The 22,824-nt window shown below is 41.8% G+C and carries 22 protein-coding genes and 1 tRNA gene; 16 read left to right on the top strand and 7 right to left on the bottom strand.

Translation table 11 applies throughout. The features are described from left to right. Positions 1-8: 8 nt before the first annotated feature. Complete coding sequence (locus AB6T38_RS16425) at positions 9-1,211, top strand: NnrS family protein (RefSeq protein ID WP_372548336.1); 1,203 nt, start codon at positions 9-11, stop codon at positions 1,209-1,211. 16 nt (positions 1,212-1,227) lie between these two features. On the opposite strand, the gene AB6T38_RS16420 is transcribed toward AB6T38_RS16425, so the two are convergent. Continuing rightward, entirely contained in the window at positions 1,228-1,899 is a 672-nt protein-coding gene (locus tag AB6T38_RS16420) for an SOS response-associated peptidase (RefSeq protein ID WP_372548335.1), read from the bottom strand. A gap of 218 nt (positions 1,900-2,117) precedes the next feature. Between AB6T38_RS16420 and AB6T38_RS16415 the strand changes: the two genes are divergently transcribed. The 5 genes from AB6T38_RS16415 to AB6T38_RS16395 all read left to right on the top strand — a co-directional run bounded on the left by AB6T38_RS16415 (position 2,118) and on the right by AB6T38_RS16395 (position 7,600). Beyond that, the gene (locus tag AB6T38_RS16415) at positions 2,118-2,783 is read left to right on the top strand and encodes a glutathione S-transferase family protein (protein ID WP_372548334.1); all 666 of its coding nucleotides are present in this window, start codon (positions 2,118-2,120) and stop codon (positions 2,781-2,783) included. 42 nt (positions 2,784-2,825) lie between these two features. Beyond that, on the top strand, positions 2,826-4,001 hold the full coding sequence (locus tag AB6T38_RS16410; RefSeq protein ID WP_372548333.1) for a dipeptidase: 1,176 nt from the start codon (positions 2,826-2,828) through the stop codon (positions 3,999-4,001). Positions 4,002-4,111: 110 nt separating this feature from the next. Continuing rightward, positions 4,112-5,008 (top strand): ABC transporter ATP-binding protein, encoded by an 897-nt coding sequence (locus AB6T38_RS16405; protein WP_372548332.1) that lies wholly within the window; start codon positions 4,112-4,114, stop codon positions 5,006-5,008. Then, positions 5,005-5,748: an ABC transporter permease gene (locus tag AB6T38_RS16400; RefSeq protein WP_372548330.1), complete on the top strand. Its 744-nt coding sequence runs from the start codon at positions 5,005-5,007 to the stop codon at positions 5,746-5,748. Before AB6T38_RS16405 ends, AB6T38_RS16400 begins: the two co-directional genes overlap by 4 nt. 22 nt (positions 5,749-5,770) lie before the next feature. After that, positions 5,771-7,600, top strand: a complete 1,830-nt coding sequence (locus AB6T38_RS16395) for an amidohydrolase family protein (RefSeq protein WP_372548329.1) — start codon at positions 5,771-5,773, stop codon at positions 7,598-7,600. 345 nt (positions 7,601-7,945) lie between these two features. On the opposite strand, the gene AB6T38_RS16390 is transcribed toward AB6T38_RS16395, so the two are convergent. Together AB6T38_RS16390 and AB6T38_RS16385 are read right to left on the bottom strand one after the other, a co-directional pair. Beyond that, a complete protein-coding gene (locus AB6T38_RS16390; RefSeq protein WP_372548327.1) occupies positions 7,946-8,503 on the bottom strand; it encodes a DUF5655 domain-containing protein in 558 nt (185 codons plus the stop codon). Positions 8,504-8,676: 173 nt separating this feature from the next. Continuing rightward, positions 8,677-9,666 carry a PEP-CTERM sorting domain-containing protein gene (locus AB6T38_RS16385; protein ID WP_372548326.1) on the bottom strand — a complete coding sequence of 330 codons (990 nt, stop codon included), beginning with the start codon at positions 9,664-9,666 and terminating at the stop codon, positions 8,677-8,679. Between the two features lie 380 nt (positions 9,667-10,046). Here AB6T38_RS16385 and AB6T38_RS16380 point away from each other — a divergent pair, with 380 nt between their 5' ends. Next, positions 10,047-11,000, top strand: a complete 954-nt coding sequence (locus AB6T38_RS16380) for an NAD(P)H-dependent flavin oxidoreductase (protein WP_372548325.1) — start codon at positions 10,047-10,049, stop codon at positions 10,998-11,000. 284 nt (positions 11,001-11,284) lie between these two features. Here AB6T38_RS16380 and AB6T38_RS16375 read toward each other — a convergent pair. The 3 genes from AB6T38_RS16375 to mutY form a co-directional block, all read right to left on the bottom strand. Continuing rightward, positions 11,285-11,360: transfer RNA gene (locus AB6T38_RS16375), tRNA-Phe, on the bottom strand. A gap of 176 nt (positions 11,361-11,536) precedes the next feature. Beyond that, positions 11,537-11,809, bottom strand: a complete 273-nt coding sequence (locus AB6T38_RS16370; RefSeq protein WP_348492310.1) for an oxidative damage protection protein — start codon at positions 11,807-11,809, stop codon at positions 11,537-11,539. Between the two features lie 21 nt (positions 11,810-11,830). Beyond that, complete coding sequence (gene mutY, locus AB6T38_RS16365) at positions 11,831-12,892, bottom strand: A/G-specific adenine glycosylase (RefSeq protein WP_372548324.1); 1,062 nt, start codon at positions 12,890-12,892, stop codon at positions 11,831-11,833. A 77-nt stretch (positions 12,893-12,969) separates the two neighbouring features. On the opposite strand from mutY, the gene AB6T38_RS16360 reads away from it, so the two are divergent. The 8 genes from AB6T38_RS16360 (at position 12,970) to arcA (ending at position 20,622) form a co-directional block, all read left to right on the top strand. After that, on the top strand, positions 12,970-13,680 hold the full coding sequence (locus AB6T38_RS16360; RefSeq protein WP_372548323.1) for an alpha/beta fold hydrolase: 711 nt from the start codon (positions 12,970-12,972) through the stop codon (positions 13,678-13,680). A 142-nt stretch (positions 13,681-13,822) separates the two neighbouring features. After that, a complete protein-coding gene (gene trmB / locus AB6T38_RS16355) occupies positions 13,823-14,542 on the top strand; it encodes a tRNA (guanosine(46)-N7)-methyltransferase TrmB (protein ID WP_372548322.1) in 720 nt (239 codons plus the stop codon). Beyond that, positions 14,542-15,582, top strand: a complete 1,041-nt coding sequence (locus AB6T38_RS16350) for a methyltransferase (RefSeq protein WP_372548321.1) — start codon at positions 14,542-14,544, stop codon at positions 15,580-15,582. Before trmB ends, AB6T38_RS16350 begins: the two co-directional genes overlap by 1 nt. A gap of 159 nt (positions 15,583-15,741) precedes the next feature. Then, entirely contained in the window at positions 15,742-17,160 is a 1,419-nt protein-coding gene (gene glgA / locus AB6T38_RS16345; RefSeq protein WP_372548320.1) for a glycogen synthase GlgA, read from the top strand. After that, on the top strand, positions 17,154-17,516 hold the full coding sequence (locus AB6T38_RS16340; RefSeq protein ID WP_372548319.1) for a hypothetical protein: 363 nt from the start codon (positions 17,154-17,156) through the stop codon (positions 17,514-17,516). Before glgA ends, AB6T38_RS16340 begins: the two co-directional genes overlap by 7 nt. 164 nt (positions 17,517-17,680) lie before the next feature. Further along, on the top strand, positions 17,681-19,324 hold the full coding sequence (locus tag AB6T38_RS16335; RefSeq protein ID WP_372548318.1) for an ATP-binding protein: 1,644 nt from the start codon (positions 17,681-17,683) through the stop codon (positions 19,322-19,324). Positions 19,325-19,327: 3 nt separating this feature from the next. Further along, positions 19,328-19,855 carry a YfiR family protein gene (locus AB6T38_RS16330; protein WP_372548317.1) on the top strand — a complete coding sequence of 176 codons (528 nt, stop codon included), beginning with the start codon at positions 19,328-19,330 and terminating at the stop codon, positions 19,853-19,855. A gap of 62 nt (positions 19,856-19,917) precedes the next feature. Then, complete coding sequence (gene arcA / locus AB6T38_RS16325) at positions 19,918-20,622, top strand: two-component system response regulator ArcA (protein ID WP_348492301.1); 705 nt, start codon at positions 19,918-19,920, stop codon at positions 20,620-20,622. A gap of 111 nt (positions 20,623-20,733) precedes the next feature. Here the strand turns inward: arcA and pmbA are convergent, their stop codons facing one another. Next, entirely contained in the window at positions 20,734-22,065 is a 1,332-nt protein-coding gene (gene pmbA / locus AB6T38_RS16320; protein ID WP_372548316.1) for a metalloprotease PmbA, read from the bottom strand. Positions 22,066-22,153: 88 nt separating this feature from the next. Between pmbA and yjgA the strand changes: the two genes are divergently transcribed. Continuing rightward, entirely contained in the window at positions 22,154-22,663 is a 510-nt protein-coding gene (gene yjgA / locus AB6T38_RS16315) for a ribosome biogenesis factor YjgA (protein ID WP_372548315.1), read from the top strand. Positions 22,664-22,824: the final 161 nt, after the last annotated feature.

Here is a 22,824-nt window from a genome sequence, read left to right as displayed (position 1 = left end):
TGCCAACAATGAATATTTCCGAACCTAAAGCTGAACAAGCCATACCCGCCATTTGGCGACAAGCATTTAGACCGTTATTTTTAATGGGAAGTATTTTTGCCATCTTTAGTATGGTGATTTGGGCATTAGTGTTAACTGGAAACCTTTCGATTTCACCTTACGGCGGTGTGTATTTTTGGCATGCCCATGAAATGCTATTTGGTTTTGTCGCTGCCATTATTGTTGGTTTTCTATTAACCGCGGTGCAAAACTGGACGGGGCTACGAGCTACCCATGGAAAGTCGTTAATCGCACTGTTTACATTGTGGTTAGCAGGCCGCTTGTTGCTTTTCATTAACCCAACATCCTATCAGTGGTTAACGGCTATTGTAGACATCAGCTTTTTAGTTTTAGCCGCCATATTTATGGGGCAATTAGTATTAAAGGTAAAACAATATAGAAACCTGATCTTCGTCCCCGTGTTGATATTACTGGTGGCCGGTAACCTTCTCACCCATTGGTCGGTGTTAGCTCAACAACCTGAATATTATCGATGGGGCGCCCATAGCACTGTGATGACGATTACCCTTATCATTAGCATTATCGCTGGGCGCGTGTTTCCTATGTTCACTGCAAATGGTACAAAAACTGAAAAAGTCGCCAACCTAGCTTGGCTGGAAAAAGCGGTAATTGGCGTTACATTAACGATAGCCTTATTATATCTAACTAACCTATCCAGCTATTTGCCTAAAACAATTATCGCATGGGTATTTGGATTTGCTGCGCTTTGCCATAGCATTCGTGCAATACGCTGGCGCCCTCAGGTAACCTTTGGCACTCCTTTAGTTTGGTCGTTACATTTGGCCTATTGGTTTGTACCTATTAGTTTGGCTTTGTTTGCCCTGTATTTTGCCGGTGGCAATATATCTGCATCAACCGCTTTACACGGTTTAACCGCTGGGGCGATTAGTTCAATTATATTAGCTATGATCGCGCGAATTTCCTTAGGCCACACAGGCCGATCACTACAACCCCACTGGAGTATGAAGATTGCATTTGTATTGATTATTTTGGCTGGGCTCAGTCGCCTAGCAGTTCAATACCTACAAGCATACACCAGTGTAAATATGTATTTAGTTGCAGCGATATTTTGGGTGTTTGCCTATTTGATTTACGTGCTTGGCTATTGGAAAATTTTGACTAGCCCTCGACCTGATGGTCGCCTAGGCTAACCTTTAATGGGCCAATTTAAAAACCAAACCCTTGTTGAATTTGACTTTCTGGAGCAACTTCTTGAATCAGTTCTGGACCTTGGTTGCTGGCTTTATTGACTTTGCTAGATACGGGGTAGTATTGATAATCATCGGCATAGGGAAGCCAAGCAATTTCTTCACTTTGTTGCTGCTCGGCGGTAAACCACTGACGAGCCAGTTGCTCATCAAACATCAGTGGCATAGCGTGATGAAGCGGAGTTAAATGACCTTCAGATGGGCGAGTGATAATCGTAAATGAACCTGGCGCATCTTGCCTTGGACTTTCATACAGTCCACCAAACAATATGGGATTACCGTCTTTTCGACACACAAAGTATGCCTGCTTGTGACCATTTTCCTGTCGCCACTCATAATACCCTAGCGCAGGCACAATACAGCGTTGTCCTGTTTGCCAAGCATGTTGAAATGACGGTTTTCCTGCCAAGGTTTTTAATCTGGCATTGAAGGTAGAAAACTCCGTGTTGGCTGTTTTCACCCAACTAGGCAGCAATCCCCAGCGAAACACTTCGCAGCCATCTGGGGTAATGATAGGCGCCATTTGCGTCGGGGCAATGTTAAACCCCAACTCGGCTTGGGCAGGCCAATCAGCTAAAATATCTGCCCAGCCATGCATTGCACCAATATGATTTGCGAATCTACCGCACATTGAGCTTACTCTTAATGAATCCCAGTTAAGTATGGCAAATGGCAGCGCTGATTAAAAGTTGTGACTTGCCTGTAAACTTCCGGTGTTCGACCCTCAATTCTCAGCCCTCACTCGGCGATACCATTGAATCCCTTATGATTATGAATAAATATAGATATGTTGAGTTTAGATTAATTAAAAGTCACATTGGTGTTTTATGAATTAGCTTGGAGAAAGTTATGCTTAAATTATATGGTTTTGCAGTAAGCAATTATTTTAATATGGTGAAGATGCTAACCGCCCTAAAAGGCATCGAATGTGAAGATGTGATCACCTACCCTAATCAAACTCCCGAATATTTGGCAATTGCTCCCACCGGTAAAGTCCCAGCATTACAAACCGATGATGGAGTGTTAGTTGAAACCAATGTAATTTTAGAATATTTAGACGAAAACTATCCTGGCATCGCTTTATACCCAAAAGACTCTTATCAAAAAGCCAGGGTAAAAGAGCTGGTTAAAATGATCGAACTTTATATTGAGTTGCCCTCCAGACGCTGTCATGCCGAAGCATTTTGGGGAGTCCCTGGTGAAGAAATTACCAAAAAGGAAGTTAAACGTGCATTGTTAAATGGCATGCAGGCGATCTCTAGAACAGCGTCGTTTTCTCCGTATATTGCCGGTGAGCAAATAACCGCAGCAGATATCTTCTTTTTATATTCCGCCGATTTGGCCTCAAAAGTCGCCGCAAAGCTATTTGATATTGATTTACTATCTGAAGCCCCCGGTGCTAAAGAATTACTTGCCAAATTAAATGAGATGCCCGAAGCTAAAGTTATTGCTCAGGCGCGCGTCGAAGCAACGCCTGCGTTTAATGCTTATTTACAAAAAGTATTTCAGAAGTAACGTATATTAGTTCAACCCTCTCATTTTCGACTCGGAGTATTTATGAAAAAAACAAGGATTGTTGTTGCCCTGGCAGCGATTGTAGTAATAGCTTATGCAGGCGTAAGGACTTTTGTTCCAGGCGTAATTGAAGGGCAGATGAATCAAGTACAACGAGACCCTATTAATAGTGTAGATGCGAGTGCTTTAGCCTTTCACAACTCACTGATTGTAGGTGATTGGCATGCCGATACCTTGTTGTGGGATAGGGATATTTCAGAACAGGCAGAACTAGGGCATGTAGACATTCCTCGGTTACAAAAAGGCAATGTTGCCCTGCAAATGTTCACTACTGTGACCAAGTCCCCCGAAGGACTCAATTACGAAGAAAATGCCACAGATGCGCCCGATAGCATCACTAAATTGTCCTTAGTGCAAGGCTGGCCCGTGGCAACTTGGACAAGTTTAACGGCACGGGCGATACATCAGGCAGATAAACTCAGCCAAATGGCCAATCAACATCCCGACGATTTGATGTTAGTCACATCACAGTCATCGTTGGCGACATTTTTGGCCAAGCGTGAAAGCATTCCCAAACTACTAGGTGGATTACTCGGCACCGAGGGCTCCCACGCCTTAGACGGTAAGTTGGAAAACATTCAAGTGTTATATGATAAAGGCTTTAGAATGATGAGCTTGCAGCACTTTTTTGACAATAAACTAGGTGGCTCGCTACATGGCACTAGTCAAAAGGGATTGTCTGAATTTGGTCAGCAAGCGGTGCAAAAAATGCAAGCACTCGACATCATTGTCGACGTGTCCCATTCATCAGAGCAAACAGTGAAAGACGTGTTGGCAATCAGTCAAGCTCCTTTGGTGATCAGTCACACAGGTTTTAACGGTCACTGCCAATCAAAACGCAATATAGATGACAGTTTAATGCAACAGATAGCAGATGGAGGCGGCCTAATAGCTGTGGGTTATTGGGATGGCGCTATTTGCAAAATTACCGCAAACGACGTGGCAGACGCTATCATTTATGGCATAAATTTGGTGGGCGATGAGCATGTTTCCCTTGGCTCTGATTTTGATGGAGGCGTTACCACAAGCTTTGATAGCAGTGAATTAAGCGTGATCACCCAGGCTTTACTACAAAAAAATGTACCTAAACAAAGTATTGCCAAAGTCATGGGCGGCAATATGCTGGCATTTTTGCAAAAGCAATTGCCAGCTAACTAACTTTTAATTTCTATTTTTACTCCTGCAAAACAAAACGTGACTTTTGTCACTTGTTTGCAACAGCAAATTCGATAAAGTTTATGGACTATTTTGTTTTGCAGGAAGTATAAATGGATAACTCTCCCCCCATATTATTAGCTCAAGATCTTAAAAAGTCCTACGGCCCAGTGGCGGCCATAAAAGGAATTAACTTCAGCCTGCAAGGAGCCGGTGTGTTTGCCATTCTTGGGCAAAACGGTGCGGGTAAAACGTCCCTGATTAAATGTGCCTTGGGGTTAGAGAAAGTTTCGTCTGGAAATCTACAGGTAATCGGACACCCTCCAGGTAGTTTGCAGGCTAAACGCCAAGTGGGTGTGATCCTCCAAGATTCTGATTTACCTGATCTACTCACCGTTCGTGAGCAAATCACCTTATTTGCCAGTTACTACCCTAAGCCCTTTTCAGTGCAGCAAACCATCGACATGTGTGAACTGCAAACCTTCGCAGATAAGCGTTATAAAAAATTGTCTGGAGGCCAAAAAAGACGAGCTCAGTTTGCCTTAGCCATAGTTGGTAACCCGCAATTAATCTTTTTAGACGAGCCCACCACGGGGTTAGACATTGAAGCCAGACGAAATATGTGGGCTATCATTCGACAGTTTGCCGAACAAGGTAAAACTATAGTGTTAACCACTCATTATTTGGAAGAAGCTGAAAACTTAGCAGACCGGATTATGATTATGAATTCGGGTTTAATTGTCGCCGATGCTTCTCCAAATGATATCAAAAAGCAAACCACAGGCTCAGTTATCCGCTGTGAAACACAAATATCCGCGGATGTGTTGCAGACCATAACGGGTGTGAGTTCAGTGGTAAACGCGGGGAGATTTAGTGAGATACGCAGTGTCGATGTCAATCAGTCACTCAAGGAAATGTTAAACCTCGACCCACAACTTAGTGACTTAACTGTGGCACAACCCAAATTAGAAGATGTGTTTAGCGCCTTGAGCCAAGGAGACCAAGCATGAACAGAATTTTGCACTCTTTTGTTTTAGAAACTGGCGCCGAATTGCTAAAAGCCTTCCGCGCCCCGGAATTTATATTTCCAACCCTAGGAATGCCGGTGGCGTTTTATGCCTTGTTTGCCATCATGCTTCCCGGCAGCAATGAAAATGCAGCAGGCTTGCTGGCCACCTACGGTGTGTTTGCGGTAATGGGGCCAGCCATATTTGGTTTTGGAATTAGCGTTGCGAATGAACGAGATAAAGGTTGGTTAGACTTAAAGTTAGCCGCTCCTAGCCAAGGTTTTAGTTATATTGGCGCTAAGGTATTTAGCACCCTGCTTTTTTCGAGTATTTCGCTGATTATTATATATTTAGTCGCCGGCTTTGGTGCAGGTGTTGCCCTTCCCCAAAGCACTTGGGCAATGATGCTATGCGTACATTTGTTAGCCACTTTTCCGTTTATCTTAATTGGTTTGAGCATTGGGTTTACTTGCAGCGGAAACGCTGCCATGGCCATATCCAATATTATATTTTTGGCACTTGCCGCCCTAGGAGGTTTGTGGATCCCGATGATGTTATTCCCTCAAAGCATGCAAACATTTGCACAATTTTTACCGACCTTTCATCTAAGTGAAATTGCTTTGTTTGTACTCGGTGCAACAGGAGAAAGAAACATCGTTTACAACTTAATGTGTGTCGGCATGATGAGTATTGGTTTATTGATATTTACCGCCATAGCTTGGTCGAAACAACGCAGTCATTAATGCAGTAAAGGAAGCAAAAGTCATGATTAAATATATATTCAGTATCGTTAGTGCCGTTGTTATCGTTATGCTTATCACTTTGGTATTCATACTACCCACCAATAAAGACAGTGACAACCAACAAGCGCCCTCTGCAGCAACCTCAGGCAATACCCTGCTGTTAAAAAATATAAGAGTATTTGATGGTTCAAAATTTATCGAAAACACCAATGTTTTGCTCAAAGAGGGCTTAATTGCGCAAATATCCTCCTCTATTGATATGCAAAAACTAGGTGATATAGATCTGATAGAAGGGCAAAACCTCACAGTATTGCCTGGCATAATAGATGCCCACACTCACTCTTATGGCAACGCCCTTGAAGATGCATTGCGTCTTGGTGTAACCACCCACTTAGATATGTTTACCAGTGAACTAGGCTTATTGGACAGCATCCAGCAACGGCAAAATTTACAGCAAACCGACAAGGCGGATTTATTTAGCTCAGGTACTCTAGCTACAGTCGACGGTGGACATGGTACTCAATATGGCTTCGCCATTGATACAATTAAAAACATAGACGAGGTGGCGGCTTGGGTCACAAGGCGACAACAAGCAGGTGCGGACTATATCAAATTAGTGTACATGCCGAACCAGCAGGAGGTACCAAGTCTAGACAAGCAAACCGCGAAAGAAGTGATAAAACAGGGGCATTTATTAGGGCTAAAAGTTTTGGCACATATTTCCACTTATCAGGCAGCTAAAGACCTGATTGAAGCGGACATTGATGGCTTAGTACATATTTTTGCAGACCAAGTAGTCTCTGAAGAGGTGTTAAATTTAGCCGCTGAAAAAGATATATTTATTATTCCAACCTTAGGGGTAATCGCTTCTGCAGATCAGCAAAATTTCAATAGTCAATTGATAACCGATGAGCGTATTTCTGGAGTGCTTTCTGCGCAACAAAAACAAAGCTTGGGAGCTAGTTTTGAGCATTCAGCTAGTGGGTTTGATTTCGCCATTGCCAAACAAAATGTTGAATTATTTAAACAGGCAGGAGTCACCATACTTTCAGGTTCAGACTCGCCGAACCCAGGCACCGCATACGGAGTAAGTGCTTACCATGAAATTATTTTACTCAGCGAGTCCGGGTTAAGCAACAGTGAAGCCTTAGCTGCAGCAACTCAAGATACTGCCACTCAGTTTGGCCTAGAAGATCGCGGCACTATTGAAGTGGGAAAACGCGCTGATCTTGTGGTTATCGAAGGCGACCCAAATCTAGATATAGATACTATTTTTAATCTGAAGTACGTACTGAAAAACGGCTTTCGAATTCAACAAAAACTAGCTCAAAGCAATCATGGTATTGCGATTAAAAGCGCACTATTAGGAGACTTTGAAAATCAGGGCGCGTTACAAGCTAACGAAGGCTTCAGTTGGGGTCATACCCACGATGGATATGCCAATGGTAACTCCAAAGCAACCATTACCCAGATAGGTAATATTGGTGTTGCTGGCAGCGGCGGTTTAAAAGTTATAGCAAATGTTAAGTCTGGTTTTCCTTACCCTTGGGCAGGAGCCGCTGTAGGCGATTTTTCGCCGCCAGTAATAGGAGTAGATATTTCCGCTTACTCCCATATCGCATTTGATGTGAAAGGTACACAAGGAGATTATAGAGTTATGTCGTTTACAGCCACTGCTACCAGTATTCCACCGTCGCAGTCCTTTAAAGTAAGCCAACAATGGCAGCGTATACGTTTACCACTGTCCGCGTTTAAAGGGTTGGATCATAGTCAGCTTTCTGGATTTGCATTTGTAGCAGGCCCAGCACTTGGAAAGTTTGAATTTGTGCTAGATAACGTGGGTTTAGAATAATGATTATATTGTGAGGCCTCATTAACCTGCATAAGGTGAGCCACGGTGAGCTCCAGCGCTTCAGGAAAAGGGGTGTTAGACGGCCAGAAGTAGCTCTATCAGCACAGGGAAGAACCACAAAGGCGATATACGAATTGAATATGAAGCTCCAGCGTGGCTACAGTTTGATTGATGTTACATGGATTCTAATTTTGTCGGCCCAAACACTGAAAACCCAACCTCCATAGCCACTTTTGGGATATTTCACAAAAATAAGCGCATGATTCATTGGTGGAAAACCAACACAAGCGATACGATAATCCTTTTGGTGTAAGATTGGACTAGGCTTATAGGCTAGATGCCATCTTAGCTTTGTTCATAGGCCATTTTTAACCAGTCAAAAAGGGTTTGATTGACTTGAGCAATATCAGTGATTTTAACACGATGAGTAACCATCGAATTAAAGCTACCAGAAGCTTCCAACTGACCTTGAGGTTCAACACCTTTAAGATTAATACCTACATCAACACGGGTTTTAGTAGAGGGTTGAATCAACGCAAACTGCTTATTTCGTCTTAGACTTACATAGGATTTTTTAGGGGATATTTGCATTTCTGAAAAACTTTCCAGCCCTCCAATTATGCTATCGTAAATTACTTTCAAATCTTGTTTAGGACCACTATATTGAATGTCTATCAACCCTGAGTCATCGGAGGACTCAGCATTAGGCTTTAAAAAATCGTTGGCAATTAGATTAGCGAAACCATGGGTAACCCCATACTCACTTTTTAACATTTTAACAATTTGCCCGTGCTTCTCTTGCTGACCTTTTGAAATCACCTCAAACCAAGCATTCATGGTTTTTCCGGTTTTCGATTCCACGTTATTCCTCATGGTCTGTGCCATTTCTTCTGGAGTTGCCATAGCTCCGCCTTTGTATTGTTATTATTGGTTAACTTTCTGATGCTTAGGTTTTGTTTTAATTGTATACCCAGCTTTAGTATTATTATTGTAGCAACAATAAAAAAGCCCCAAACAAATCTGTTTAGGGCTTTCAATAATTGAGTAAATAGACTCAAAATCTGATGTTGAGTACTCTATTTAACGTTACGTCTACGTAAATTAATACCCATAAGTCCAATACCGAACAATAAAATTGTTGCTGGGACCGGAACTGCTGTAGGATCGTCATCTCCTGGAATATCTACAGTACCTACTGTATCACCGAAAACATAAGAATAATTAAGAGTTGCTGACTCCCCTTCATTCAAGTCCCCAATCATAAAGCCAAGCCCGATACCATTGTCATTAGAAGAGTCGAAACCAAACGCTACTGGTGCAAAATCACCACCAATTAAGTAATCGGCAGGGTTGATTTGTGTACAACAAGCAGACTCTATACCTGTATTATGTTCATAATCACTATCGGTAAACATACCCATAGTTAAACCACTGATAACACCAGAGGCACTGACGAAATCAGTTTGCGCCAATTCGCCAGCATCATCGTAATCGCCATCATTATTTAAGTCCAACCCACGTTCATTATTTGTGGCAGCAGAACCTCCAGCATAATTATCTGGGTCAGGATCAATGGCTCTAGAGAATGCTAAATTAGTTAAATCGCTATTTGCAGTAATAGTGGTTGTCATATTGACGTTTTCATCGTCATCGTCGAAGAAAAAGTTATGAACGATATCGAAAAATCCGTTGTTAGCCGATCCAGTCCAACGAACGTGGTTATCAAATGCGCCACCACTTAAGTCTTCAATAGACACCTGACTTACGCTATCGCTTGAAGAGTTTCTATTACCTACAGTACTAAATTGGTCAGCCGAAACACCAAATCCTTCAAACGGAGTACCCGGTCGGAGGTAATCACCTCTAGCTGTATCAAAAGTACCTGTTCCAGTGGGATCATGAATTAAACCTGGAATGGCATTTCCGTTCCCCAAAGTGCCATCATCTGAAACTTGGGTCCATAGGAAATTACCTTGCATGAATATAGGTGCGGCCGTTGCAGCAGACGCACCCAACATAGCAGTTAATGTAATCCCAGCTAATGCTATTTTTTTCACTTTAATCATATTTTGACTTCCTGTTTATTTTTTTCAGTAACGCTTCAATCCTACCGAAGCTTCCGATGCTCACTCAAATTATGCACCAGTCTTCTTATAAGCATAGTTTAGGCCAGATTAATTTTTTTAATTATTTTCAATTAGTTATCCATATTAGTTTAAAATTTTTACCCTAACCAAAACATCAAATTGTAAAAAAAACTGACAACCTAATAATCTCACTACATTCGAAAGCAGAGTCGTCGAAAATGACATATTCAAACTACTTTACAGCCATTAATAAACCAATTGATAGACGTTCTATTCATGAAAAAAAGTACCAAAACCACATACAAATCTATAACAATAACGCCAACTACCCTAGTCGTGATTCATTTCTGAGGAAAGATATGACAAATTTTACAGTCAATACCCGCATCACAGATATGCTCGGAATTGAAAAACCGATCATACAAGCAGCCATGGGCTGGATAGCACGTTCACAGCTGTCATCTGCAGTGTCGAATGCCGGCGGAATGGGCATTATTGAAACCAGTTCAGGTGAACTAGATGTAATTCGTGAAGAAATTATAAAAATGCGCGACCTTACAGACAAACCATTCGGTGTAAACATTGCCCAAGCCTTTGTTCGGGACCCCAAGATTCTCGACTTCATTATTGATCAAGGTATTAAATTTGTTACCACATCAGCAGGTGACCCCACCAAGTATACCAACCAACTTAAAGAAGCTGGATTAACTGTATTTCATGTTGTTCCCAACTTCAAAGGTGCGTTAAAAGCGGTGGAAGCCGGTGTTGACGGGCTCATCGTCGAGGGGGGAGAAGGTGGCGGCTTCAAAAACGCTGACGATGTATCGAGCATGGTATTGATACCGCAAGTTTGTGAGGCGGTAAACGTACCTATAGTCGCGGCTGGCGGTATTATGGACGGACGCAGCATGGCAGCCGCTCTAGCCCTTGGCGCAGATGGTGTGCTTATGGGCACCCGAATCTTAAGCGCAACAGAAAGCCCTGTTCATCAAAACTGGAAAGACGCGATTATTGCAGCTGATTCAACTGACACTCTGTTTTTAAACCGCAAAGGACCTGGTCCCGCGTTAAGAGCACTGCGCACCGAGCGTTCAACCCGGATTTTAAAAGAAGGTTCACCAAGTATTTTCAGCGAATTCCAAGACACACAAGCGGTATATTTTGGTGGCGATCTAGAGGCCGGAATAGCCTTGACAGGACAAGTTGCAGGACGCATTAAAGAAACAAAATCCATAAAACAAATATTCGATGAAACTCTTGCTGAGTATGGTGAAGTCACAGGCCGTTTAGCAGCTCTTGTAAAAAGCGGTTAAACGAAAAAGCCCCGCATTTTCATGCAGGGCTCTTGGAATAAATGGTGCCTCGACCCAGGATCGATACGCACGCGCAGCAGCGGGACACGACGCGTGGCCCTGGTTCGACTCTTCCCCTGAAACGAAAAAGCCCCGCATTTTCATGCAGGGCTCTTGGAATAAATGGTGCCTCGACCCGGGATCGATACGCACGCGCAGCAGCGGGACACGACGCGTGGCACTGGTTCGACTCTTCCCCTGAAACGAAAAAGCCCCGCATTTTCATGCAGGGCTCTTGGAATAAATGGTGCCTCGACCCGGGATCGAACCAGGGACACGCGGATTTTCAATCCGCTGCTCTACCAACTGAGCTATCGAGGCACTGACTTTACGTCAAATCACAGCACTAAAAAGTATACTTGGTAGCGCCGTGGGTGCGTATTAAACGGATTCTTGGCTATCAAGTCAACCGATTTTTAATAAATTTTTAGTTTTATGGTCTGTTTGCTCGAAAACCCAGCAAATAGGCCTCTATTTAATCAGTATTTTAGTTTAATTTACGCTGAAGGTGGAACGTACCCTTCGATATCAGGTTCTTTTCCTTCGAACAAATAGCCAACCATTTGCTCTTCTAAAAACTTTCTAGCTTGGGGTTCCATCATATTCAACTTATTTTCGTTGATCAGCATAGTCTGTTTTTTTTGCCATTCAGCCCAAGCTTCTTTGCTAATGTTATCGAATATTTTTTTACCGATTTCGCCGGGATATAGTTGGAAATCCAACCCATCACTTTCTTTTTGAAGTTTTTGACAGAAAACTGTTCTACTCATAATGCTATTCCAAAATTTCTATTAAAGATTTTTCCGTAGTGTACTAAAAAGTTTAAGGGTTGGCGCAGCTAATCCCACTTTTGCGGGTGAATTTAAGTCATACCAAAGGGTTTCTTGTTCTTCAACTCTTCCAGCGGGTGGTTTATTTAGGTGCATCAATACTGGTGTAATATCAAGGTGAAAATGGCTAAAGGTATGACGAAATTCTTCAAGTGGTTCAATCTGGATATCGCCTAAGGCTAAGTTTTGGGCTTTGCTTTGGGCATCTTGTAAAGATTCTGCTTCATATAAGCCAAATAGCCCTCCCCAAATTCCCGAAGCGGGACGTTTATATATAAGTACCTGCCCCTGCCAGATGGGTAATAGCATAACTGTGGTTCGCACCGGCGTAGTTTTCTTCGGCTTTTTAGTGGGTAACTCAGCTTGAGCACCTTGGGCAAAAGCCAAACAGGTTGTTTGCACCGGACAGGCATCGCAGTTAGGTTTAGAACGGGTACACAAAGTTGCGCCCAAATCCATGATGGCTTGCGTATACAGCCCAGTGTCCGTGTTCGGTGTTAAATCATCTGCGTATTGCCATAGCTGTTGCTCGATTGCCTTGCTGCCTGGCCATCCATGGATCCCGAAATAACGGGTAAGTACACGCTTAACGTTACCGTCGAGAATACTGATAGGTTTGCCACTGGCTATCGACAACACAGCGCCTGCGGTGGAACGTCCTATTCCAGACAGAGATACCATGCCCTCTAAGGTGTCTGGAAATTCACCGGAATAGAGATCGCGAACAGTCTGCGCGGCCTTGTGTAAATTCCTAGCCCGTGCGTAATAACCTAACCCTGTCCACAGATGTAAAACATCATCAACAGGTGCATTCGCAAGTGCTAGCACATCGGGAAACCTTTGCATGAAACGTTGGTAAAACGGAATGACCGTTTTCACTTGAGTTTGCTGCAGCATAATTTCAGACACCCAAACTCGATACGGGGTTTTATCCTGTTGCCAAGGTAGGTCCTTCCTACCATGTTGATGGTACCAAGTAAGCAGTTTTTGACTAAACGTCGAGTCAATTGTTGAACTTTGCATATTACCTTTGATTGATTTAGCGGTTTTCACGCACTGGTTTTGTTATGATCATACTAGAATTTTATTGAAATAGATTAATGATGCTTGAAATAACCACTCCCACTATATTTTTTCCCGGTACTTTATGCGATGAACGGATTTGGATGCCGGTGTGGAAACAACTGAGTATCGCCCAGCGTAGCTATGTGCCCTTGCAGTGGGCTGATACGTTAGAGCAGATGCAAGCCTTGAGTGCTGATCGTATCAATAGCTTTGAATCCAAAGTACATTTGGTCGGCTATTCTATGGGTGGCTACATTGCCGCCTTAACAGCCTTGCAATTCCCAGATAAAATCGCGTCGCTAACACTCGTTGGATACTGTCCAAACGGGCTCAGTGCTCAGGAAATTCAGCAACGTAAAAGGCTGATTAAAACCATAGAGAACAAAAAGCCAGTTGCCATGAACAGCGCTAGACTGGCTCATTTTTTTACGCCAACCGAAATGCAAAATTCCGATTTAGTCAATATAGTAAAAGAGATGGAGAGCGATCTCGGCCCTAGCGTGTTAAAAGCCCACATACAATCCACAACGCCACGACCTGATTTATCTACACAACTGCAATCTAGTCGCTTTCCACTACACTTTATTGCTGGGGAATTGGATCAAGTAGCCCCCGTGAAACCAATACAAGAATTAGCAACTTCAATATCAAAGGCGGATTATAATCAGATCGACGCTACTGGGCATATGATGCTTATTGCTCAACCCGATGAGGTGGCAAAACAGTTGAGCAAACTACTAGGCTAAAATTGATAAGCCAGTAATTTGCCTCAACCTTTGTAATGACAAGGTTTCAGCTAGTGCAGATGTTGATTCTGAGGTAAAATACCGCGCGTTTTTAGCACACACTTTTTAGATAATCATTTTATAGATAAGAGATAACATTTGCATGAGCCAATTTAAAACTCAAGAAGAAGCCGAAGCAGCAGGCGTATACGTTCAAAAAGTACGCAGCTTTGTTAAACGAGAAGGTCGTTTGACTAAGGGGCAAGCTAAATCCCTTGAAGAGTTTTGGCCCACCATGGGGTTGATGCATGCAGATGGGAAACTCGATTTTACCGAAGTCTTTAGTCGCAGTGCGCCTGTTGTGCTAGAAATTGGCTTTGGTATGGGCAAGTCCTTGGTTGAAATGGCGGCCAATGAACCAGACAAGGATTTTATTGGCATTGAAGTTCACCGGCCTGGTGTGGGCACTTGTATGGCAGAAGCCAATGAGCAGGGTGTCACAAACTTACGGGTATTCGAACATGACGCGGTCGAGGTACTCGCCGATTGTATTGCCGATGAAAGCCTTGATAGATTGCAGCTTTTCTTTCCTGACCCTTGGCACAAAAAACGTCATCACAAGCGCAGAATAGTTCAACCTGAATTTGTCCAAAAACTACGTACCAAATTGAAACTCGATGGTGTTTTCCATATGGCTACGGATTGGGAAAACTACGCTGAGCACATGCTTGAAGTGATGCAGGCTGCCGAGGGTTTTAAAAACTTGTCAGAAAATCAAGATTATGTGCCTCGACCTGATAACCGACCACTAACCAAATTTGAGCAACGTGGTCATCGTCTTGGCCATGGTGTGTGGGATCTGATGTTTGCGAGGGTAAACTAATGTTATCTCCCACCAGCCAAGTATTGGTGCGTAACAAAGAAATATTCGAGCAAGGGAAATGGGTATTTGTTAACCCACCTGAAGCTGATATTTTTGCAGCCTTAGATAATCCAGACATATTGGGCTTCCATCAGTTTTATGATGTATTTCAGCAATGCCCCAAAAATAACAAGCACCTATTTTCGGCACACTACCCCGTTGTTGCAACTGCATTAAATAAGCAAGGGTCAAATAACGAACCCTTTGATGGCGCAGTGATTTACATGCCTAAGTCGAAAGAACAGGCGGCATTTTTAATTGCCAACATGGCGGCATGCGTTAAAGCTGGTGGGAATATCTATTTAGTTGGAGAAAATAAATCCGGTATTAAGAGTGCCGATAAGTTGTTTGCCAAAGTTTCTCAACGCATAAACAAAATCGACTCAGCTCGCCATTGCAGTTTGTACTGCGCACTCATAGAAGATAGTCACAGTTTCGATGTTGAAAACTTTGTTCAATACAAAGAAATTCAAGTCAACAACACTCAATGCAAAATTGCTTTCCTGCCCGGCATCTTTAACGCAGGAGCACTAGATCCAGCCAGCAAACTGTTAATTGAAAACTTACCTGAAAAGCTCTCGGGAAAAGTGTTAGATTTTGCATGTGGTTCAGGAGTAATAGGCTGTTTTGCGGCAAAGAATAACCCTGAGATAACCCTTACATTAAGCGACGTAAGCGCCTTAGCAATTTATTGTAGCCAACTCAGTTTGGAAGCTAATAATCTTAAAGGTACTGTGATCGCCTCCAATGGTTTAGCAGAGGTAAGTCACAAATTTGATACTGTGTTAACTAATCCACCTTTTCATACTGGGATAAAAACTGATTACAGCGTCACTGACAAATTTATTAAAGAAGTGAAGTTTGCTTTGCTTCCTAAAGGCACATTGATGTTGGTAGCCAATCGCTTCTTACCCTACCCAGATATCATTAAAGATTCGCTACCGACGCTTTCCACAGTGGCACAAACATCAAAATTTAACCTTTACAGAGTGCAAAAATAGAATACAGTTATTAGTATAAACTAATTATCTAGAGCAACTGAGGTGACGACCCGATACTGGCTTGTCCCTTGCTACACAGTTAGGTGGCCATGTAACCTGCTATCTGAGCTAAAATAACACTAGCGTTGTTCACAAGTTTACGAATTGGAGAAATAAATATTGAAGATTCTTTTTGTTGTTTCAGAAGTAGAAGATTTAGCTAAAACAGGTGGCTTGGCTGATGTGGCAAAAGCATTGCCCATAGAATTAAAAAAATTAGGGCATGATGTCGTCATAGTGATGCCTTATTATAAGTTATTAGCTGATAAATTTGATGCGCCAATAATTGCCTCCGAAGGTATTGTTTCCAGTAACAAAACGTATTCATTTAATGTTCGCCAAATACATATTCAAGATGTACCTGTTTTTTGTGTAGATTTTCCTGAGTATTTTCATCGAGACGGTTTTTATACTGACGGTTATCATGCTTTTGCCGACAACGCACAACGTTTCGCGTTTTTTGCTGATGCCGCGTTAGCAACCAGTCGCGCGATCCATTTCCAACCGGATATTGTGCATTGTAATGATTGGCACACAGCCTTAACTCCATACTTTTTGAAAACCGATAACAGTGGATTTTTTGCCCACAGTAAATCGGTGTTAACTATCCACAATGGTGCTTTTCACGGTACTCATCGCTTGGATGAAATCCCTTATGTTAGCCATCATGATGCGCTGCACAGCCAATTAGATGGAGATGCGCTAAACTTTCTTCGAATTGGCATCCGTTACGCGGATAAAATTAATACTGTGAGTCCCAACTATGCACAGGAACTACTTACAACCTTGGGCAGTCACATGTTGTATAACGAATTCTCGGCTCGACGAAACGATGTTTCAGGGATATTAAATGGCTGTGATTACAGTCAGTGGGATCCTGCTACAGACCAATATCTTCCAGCTAATTTCGATGTTAACAACCCGGCTGGAAAAGCTGAATGTAAACGCAAATTACAAGAAACCGCAGGTTTTGCTGAAAAAGCCAACGTGCCTTTAATTGGTATGGTTTGCCGTTTGACCGAACAAAAGGGCTTCGGTTATATATTGCCCATTCTAGAAGATCTATTACAACACAATGTACAACTCCTCATTGTTGGAACAGGTGACCCTTCTATAAGTGAAGTGCTGCATAGACACGCGCAAATACACCCTGATAAGTTCATTTTCATCGAAACATTCAGTGTTGAGTTGGCACATCTATTAGAAGCAGGCAGTGATTTCTTCCTTATGCCGTCACTGTTTGAGCCTTGCGGCTTAAATCAAATGTACAGTTTGGCATATGGGACTATTCCTATTGTTCGCGCTGTGGGCGGTTTAAAAGATACGGTGATTGATGTTATTCATCAACCAGATGTTGCCACTGGATTCGTATTTGAACACCCAGATAGTTCTGCTTTGCTTGGTTGTATATATCGGGCACTACTCCATTTTTATGAATACCCTGATGGCTTCAATCAAATGAAATTAAGAGGGATGAACACACGATTTACTTGGCATCAAGCCGCTTTGGAATATGAGGCGCTTTATAAGTCATGCTGAGAAATATTAGCCTCTGTCTAGTGGGTAAGTTAAACCGTCTTTTACTGGCGATTTCGTTTTCTTGTTGCTTGATTTTTACGGTTAATGCACAAGAAAACATGCCTGATCAGTGTATTCAACTGCCTGAACGTTCTAGCGTGTGCCCTAACATTTTGTATAAGCGATCTCCCGTTGATATCCCACAATTTGAGGTAAAAGAGGGAGAAATGCTGTGTATTTGTATGGCTGATTTTAACTCATTACGCATAGCCGCAAGTGATGATGCAGGCAAAGTGGATCAAATGGTCGCACTAACTAGAGCATCCGTAAAATTAAATATCGATGAAAAAACGCTACTTGAAGTAATTCGGAAGTAGTTAGTTAAGTACAGTTATGGAGAAATAACTGATAAAAATACATGTTTAGCCCAAGCTATTTAAATCTTTCCACTTTTATTGGACTAAGTGTTTTCTTTTAAAACAATTTATATCACTATAATCCTTAGTGATAAAATTGCCACAAACTAAGACTGATTATCTTTATGCTAACTGGCGGAAAAAACTTATCTTTAAAAACCCTGATTGTTTGGGTGGTTATGGCCATCACAACGTTAGCCCTCGTTGTTACCTCTAGTATTTCTTTAATTAATCAAATCACTAATTACAAAAATGAACTCATTCAGCAGGTTGTACTTTACGCTGAAATTATCAGTAACAATGCAATGACTAGTTTAGAGTTCGATGACGAGTCAATTGAGAAAGAAAATTTACAAATTTTAAAAGCTGCAGACTTTGTTGAGGCTGTTTACATATACAAAAAAGTAGAGGGGCAAGAACCTACCTATTTCACCAGCTACAACCGTCCCGATCAAGCTCCTACTCCTATGATGTGGGATAGGTTTGACGCTTTAACAACGCCCACTCAAACAAAAGATGCATTTGAGTATGTAAAATCAATCGAAATAGATAATGATGTAGTGGGATATGTTTATCTACGTGTATCCGCAAAAATATTGAACGACTTAATTGCCAGCTCAATATTAACTACCTGTGCGGCACTGGTAGTCATACTGGTAATTTGTTATTTACTGACATTACGTCTACAAAAAACCTTAGCCACACCAATAATTAACCTTGCAGCAATAGTACAACGGGTATCCAGGCAACGAGATTACAAAGGGCGTGCAGAGGTAACCAACATTAAAGAGCTGGATATATTGGGCTCTGCTTTCAATGATATGCTCGATCGCACCCAGCACTATTTGAAAGAAAGGGACTTTGCTGAAGAAGAACAACAGAAACTGCATGCCAGCCTAGAAGAAAAGGTACAACTACGAACAGTGGCGTTGAAAAAGGCCAATCAAGAGCTTATTGAAACATTAGAAAAACTGCATCAATTCCAGAGGCAGATGGTCCAAAATGAAAAAATGGCATCCCTTGGAGATATGGTTGCAGGTGTTGCCCACGAAGTTAACACGCCAATTGGTTTAGGTGTTACAGCTTCTACAATGATGTTAGATCGGCTTAATCATATTGAAACTGAGTTCGAAGCTAAAACCTTAAAAGCCAGCACCCTGTCGAAGTTCATAACTGAGGGGCAAGAAAACCTTAATATCATTTATCGTAATTTAAACCGAGCAGCTGAACTGATTTCCAGCTTTAAACAAGTGGCGGTTGATCAGTCAAGCGAAAATAATCGAATATTTTCGGTGGCAAAGTTAATCGATGAAATATTGATGTCTATGCGTCCGAAGCTAAAAAAATACAATCACGTAATTGATATTCATTGTCCTACAGATCTATATATAGAAACCAAAGCGGGCCCAATAAACCAGATTATTATGAACTTAGTGATGAATTCAATCATTCATGGCTTTGAATTTACCGATAAAGGTAGAATTGATATCTATATCGATATGGCCTCAGAAAATAAAATTAGAATTCGTTATTTAGATGACGGAAAAGGTATTCCGGAACCCCTTAAAAAACGTATTTTTGATCCTTTTGTAACCACTAAACGAGGCCAAGGAGGCAGTGGTTTAGGCATGCATTTAGTTTATAACTTAATAACCCAAGCATTGAATGGCTCTATCACCATCACCAATGAAGAAGACAAAGGCGTTGAATTTATAATCCTTTTCCCAGTGAAAAGAATCGACTCCGCAGCTTTGCCAAAAGGATTTTAGTTTATGATCAGCAGAATAATCATTTTCATTATTGTTACCTGGAGTACGATTGTCTACGCACAAAATAATGACTTTGATGTTTCGCCAACGTCCATACGATCGACCTTCTTTTTGCATGTTGTTAATTACTCGGAATGGCAACAAAGATATACCAGTTTGAAGTTTTGCTTGATTGAGCAAGCCCCACAGAAGCACTATTTAATGCTACAAAAATCAGAGTTATTAACCCGCGACAAAAAACAAATAGATTTACAACCCGTAGACAGTTTGTCTTCGGCACTTGAGCAACGTTGTAACTACATATTTGTGGATAAAACTCGTGAATCAAAAATTTTAGAAGAAGATTTGAAACAAACCAGCTTATCTATTGTCACTATTGGGGAAACTATCAATTTTCTCAACAATGGGGGGTTGGTTAGCCTTGTAGAAGAGGATGGCAAGATAAAAATCTACATTAATAAACAGCAGTATGCTAATTCACCTGTAAAATTTAGCGCTAGACTACTAAAGTATACAAATTTCACTGGATAATAGCCTGATTAATAGATATTTTCTGTTAAACTAATTATATTGAAATAAAACGGATAAAAACAATGACGCCCAATATACTAATCGTTGAAGATGAAGTAGTAACAAGGACTACTTTAAAAAGCTTATTTGAAGCGGAAGGTTACAATGTATTCGAAGCTGAAGATGGCAGCGAAATGCATGACTTTTTCGAAAATAACAACATTAACCTAGTGGTTATGGATATTAATTTGCCAGGAAAAAATGGCCTAATTCTCGCTCGCGAAGTTAGAGACCGTAAAAATGTTGGTTTAATATTCTTAACTGGTAGAGACAACGATGTTGATCGCATTTTAGGATTGGAAATTGGTGCAGATGATTATCTAACTAAGCCGTTCAACCCTAGAGAGCTGACTATTCGTGCACGAAATCTTTTAAATAGAACCTTAAGCAATAATGAAGATGACGATTTACCAAGTCGTGTTAGCTTTAATGGTTGGATTTTGGATGGCGACAGCCGTAGCTTAATTTCACCTAGTCAAAACGAATTCCGTCTTCCTCGTAGTGAATTCCGCGCGTTACATTTGTTCCTTAGTAATCCAGGAAAGATCTTAACCAGAGAGCAGTTGATTATGGAAATGACAGGTCGTGAACTGCGTCCTAATGACCGTACTGTTGATGTAACAATTCGTCGTATACGTAAACATTTCGAATCAGAAGTGAACTCTGAAGACTTGATTGTTACCATTCACGGTGAAGGTTACCGTTTCTGTGGTTCTGTAGACATGTAATTAGCTTAGCTAATAATATATAAACAAAAAAGGGCTTTTTAGCCCTTTTTTATTGTTTACTGAGAAACTAACCATAAAGCACGACAACTATATGACGGCTTTGTTTTATTATTAACTACCCGCCAGTTGCATTTCACTGACTAAGATTGAGCCAGTATGAATGCTCCCTCGAGTTTCAGCCACTGATCCTATGGCAGAAATGTTCATCAACATATCTTTTAAGTTGCCTGCGATAGTGATTTCGTGAACCGGATATTGGATCACGCCATTTTCTACCCAAAAACCTGCAGCACCGCGAGAGTAATCGCCGGTAACAATGTTTACGCCTTGCCCCATCAATTCGGTTACTAGTAGCCCTGTACCCATTTCTTTTAGTAAGGCTTCATCACTATGACCGGTGTGTTTAATCAACCAATTATGTATGCCACCAGCGTGACCATTGGTTTTCATACCTAATTTGCGAGCTGAATAGCTAGTTAACAAATAATGATCTAACACACCTTTATTAACGATAGTCATATCTTCGGTTTTCACACCTTCGTTATCGAAAGGTGAGCTGGCAAGCCCTGACTTAATATGTGGACGCTCTTGTATTTCAAACCAACTTGGTAAAACTTGAGTACCTAAACTATCTAGCAAGAAAGAGGACTTACGGAATAGACTACCGCCGCTTATCGCACTGACAAAATGTCCAAGTAAACCTGCTGCCACATCGCGATGGAAAATAACTGGGATTTTCGCGGTTTTCAATTTACGCGCATTTAATCGGCTAAGGGTAAATTCAGCAGCTTCTTTACCTACTTGCTCTGCAGGAGTCAACAAGCCGGCTTGGCGATTAACCGTGTAACTATAGTCGCGCTGCATATCGCCGTTATCTTCTCCAATAACGACACAACTTAGACTGTAACGACTACTTGGATAACCACCAATAAAACCATGACTATTACCATAGACCTTCATACCAATATTGGCGTTATATGAGGCACCATCTGAATTGGTAATTCGAGGATCAAAGCCTAAGGCAGCTTCTTCAGCTAAAATGGCTTGCTGTATGCCGTGTTGAGTATCAAGCTCAATGGGATGATACATATCCAAGTCAGGATAATCATAGGCCATTAGGGCTTCATCCGCAGGACCAGAAAAAGGGTCTTCACTGGTATATTTAGCGATTTCGCAGGCTTTTTCCACTGCAAGGGTTAGCGCACTAATACTTAAATCTGCGGTGGACGCACTGCCTTTACGCTGACCAAAATAGACACTAATGCCCAATCCACCGTCGTTGGTAAACTCAACCGTTTCTACTTCTTTTAATCGAGTCGATACCGAAATCCCCTCGACTTTAGACATGCTAGCTTCCGCATGACTGGCCCCTTTTTGCTTGGCCAATGCCAAAACATCTTCAACTGCTTGTTGAATTTGGGCTAATTGTTGCTCCATTTGCATATAAGACTCACTTTCTTTTCACAACTTTTAATGCTGTGCGGTATTAGCTGGGTTACAATTGGCATAGTGTAACATTAAAGACATTATCATGAGCGATACGAATTTCACCGAAAACGGTCCAGAACAAGAATTTAAGAGCAAAACCCAATTGAAGCAGGAAAGCCTTGCTATCCAGAAATTGGGGGAAGCACTCGTTGAACTAGGCGCAGCTTCGTTAGCCAAAATCCCCATGGATGAAGAGCTGGCCGAGGCAGTTGAGTTAGCCCGCAAAATTAATAAGAAAAAAGATGGTTACCGCCGTCAATTGCAGTTAATTGGTAAATTGATGCGTCATCGAGACACCCAACCTATTCAATTAGCCCTTGACCAGTTGCAGTTGGCTCATCGACAACAAACCAGCAAATTTCATCATGTGGAAGAAGCTAGAGATAAAGTTCTACAGGGTGATAGAGGCATTGATGCCCTAATGAACGAACACCCAGAGTTAGACCGCCAAAAATTAAGACAGTTGTCTCGCCAAGCGAAAAAACAGCAAGAAACAAACAAGCCGCCTAAAGCCGCACGGGATTTGTTTCAATATCTAAAAGAATTTATGTAGGCTGGGTGTTTTAGCCCCACGCAACAATGGTAATCTCAACCTGTAGGCGGGTGCTTTAGCCCGCGCAATAATCGGAATCTCAACCTGTAGGCGGGTGCTTTAGCCCCGCGCAATTGGCATGGCCCCACGGGCTGAAGCCCGTGCTACAAATCTGATGATAA

It is taken from the genome of Aliiglaciecola sp. SL4 (genome assembly GCF_041538045.1).
Taxonomy (GTDB): Bacteria; Pseudomonadota; Gammaproteobacteria; order Enterobacterales; family Alteromonadaceae; genus Aliiglaciecola.
The sequence above is the reverse complement of the archived record's forward strand: the minus strand, read 5'-3'. Positions and strand labels throughout refer to the sequence as shown.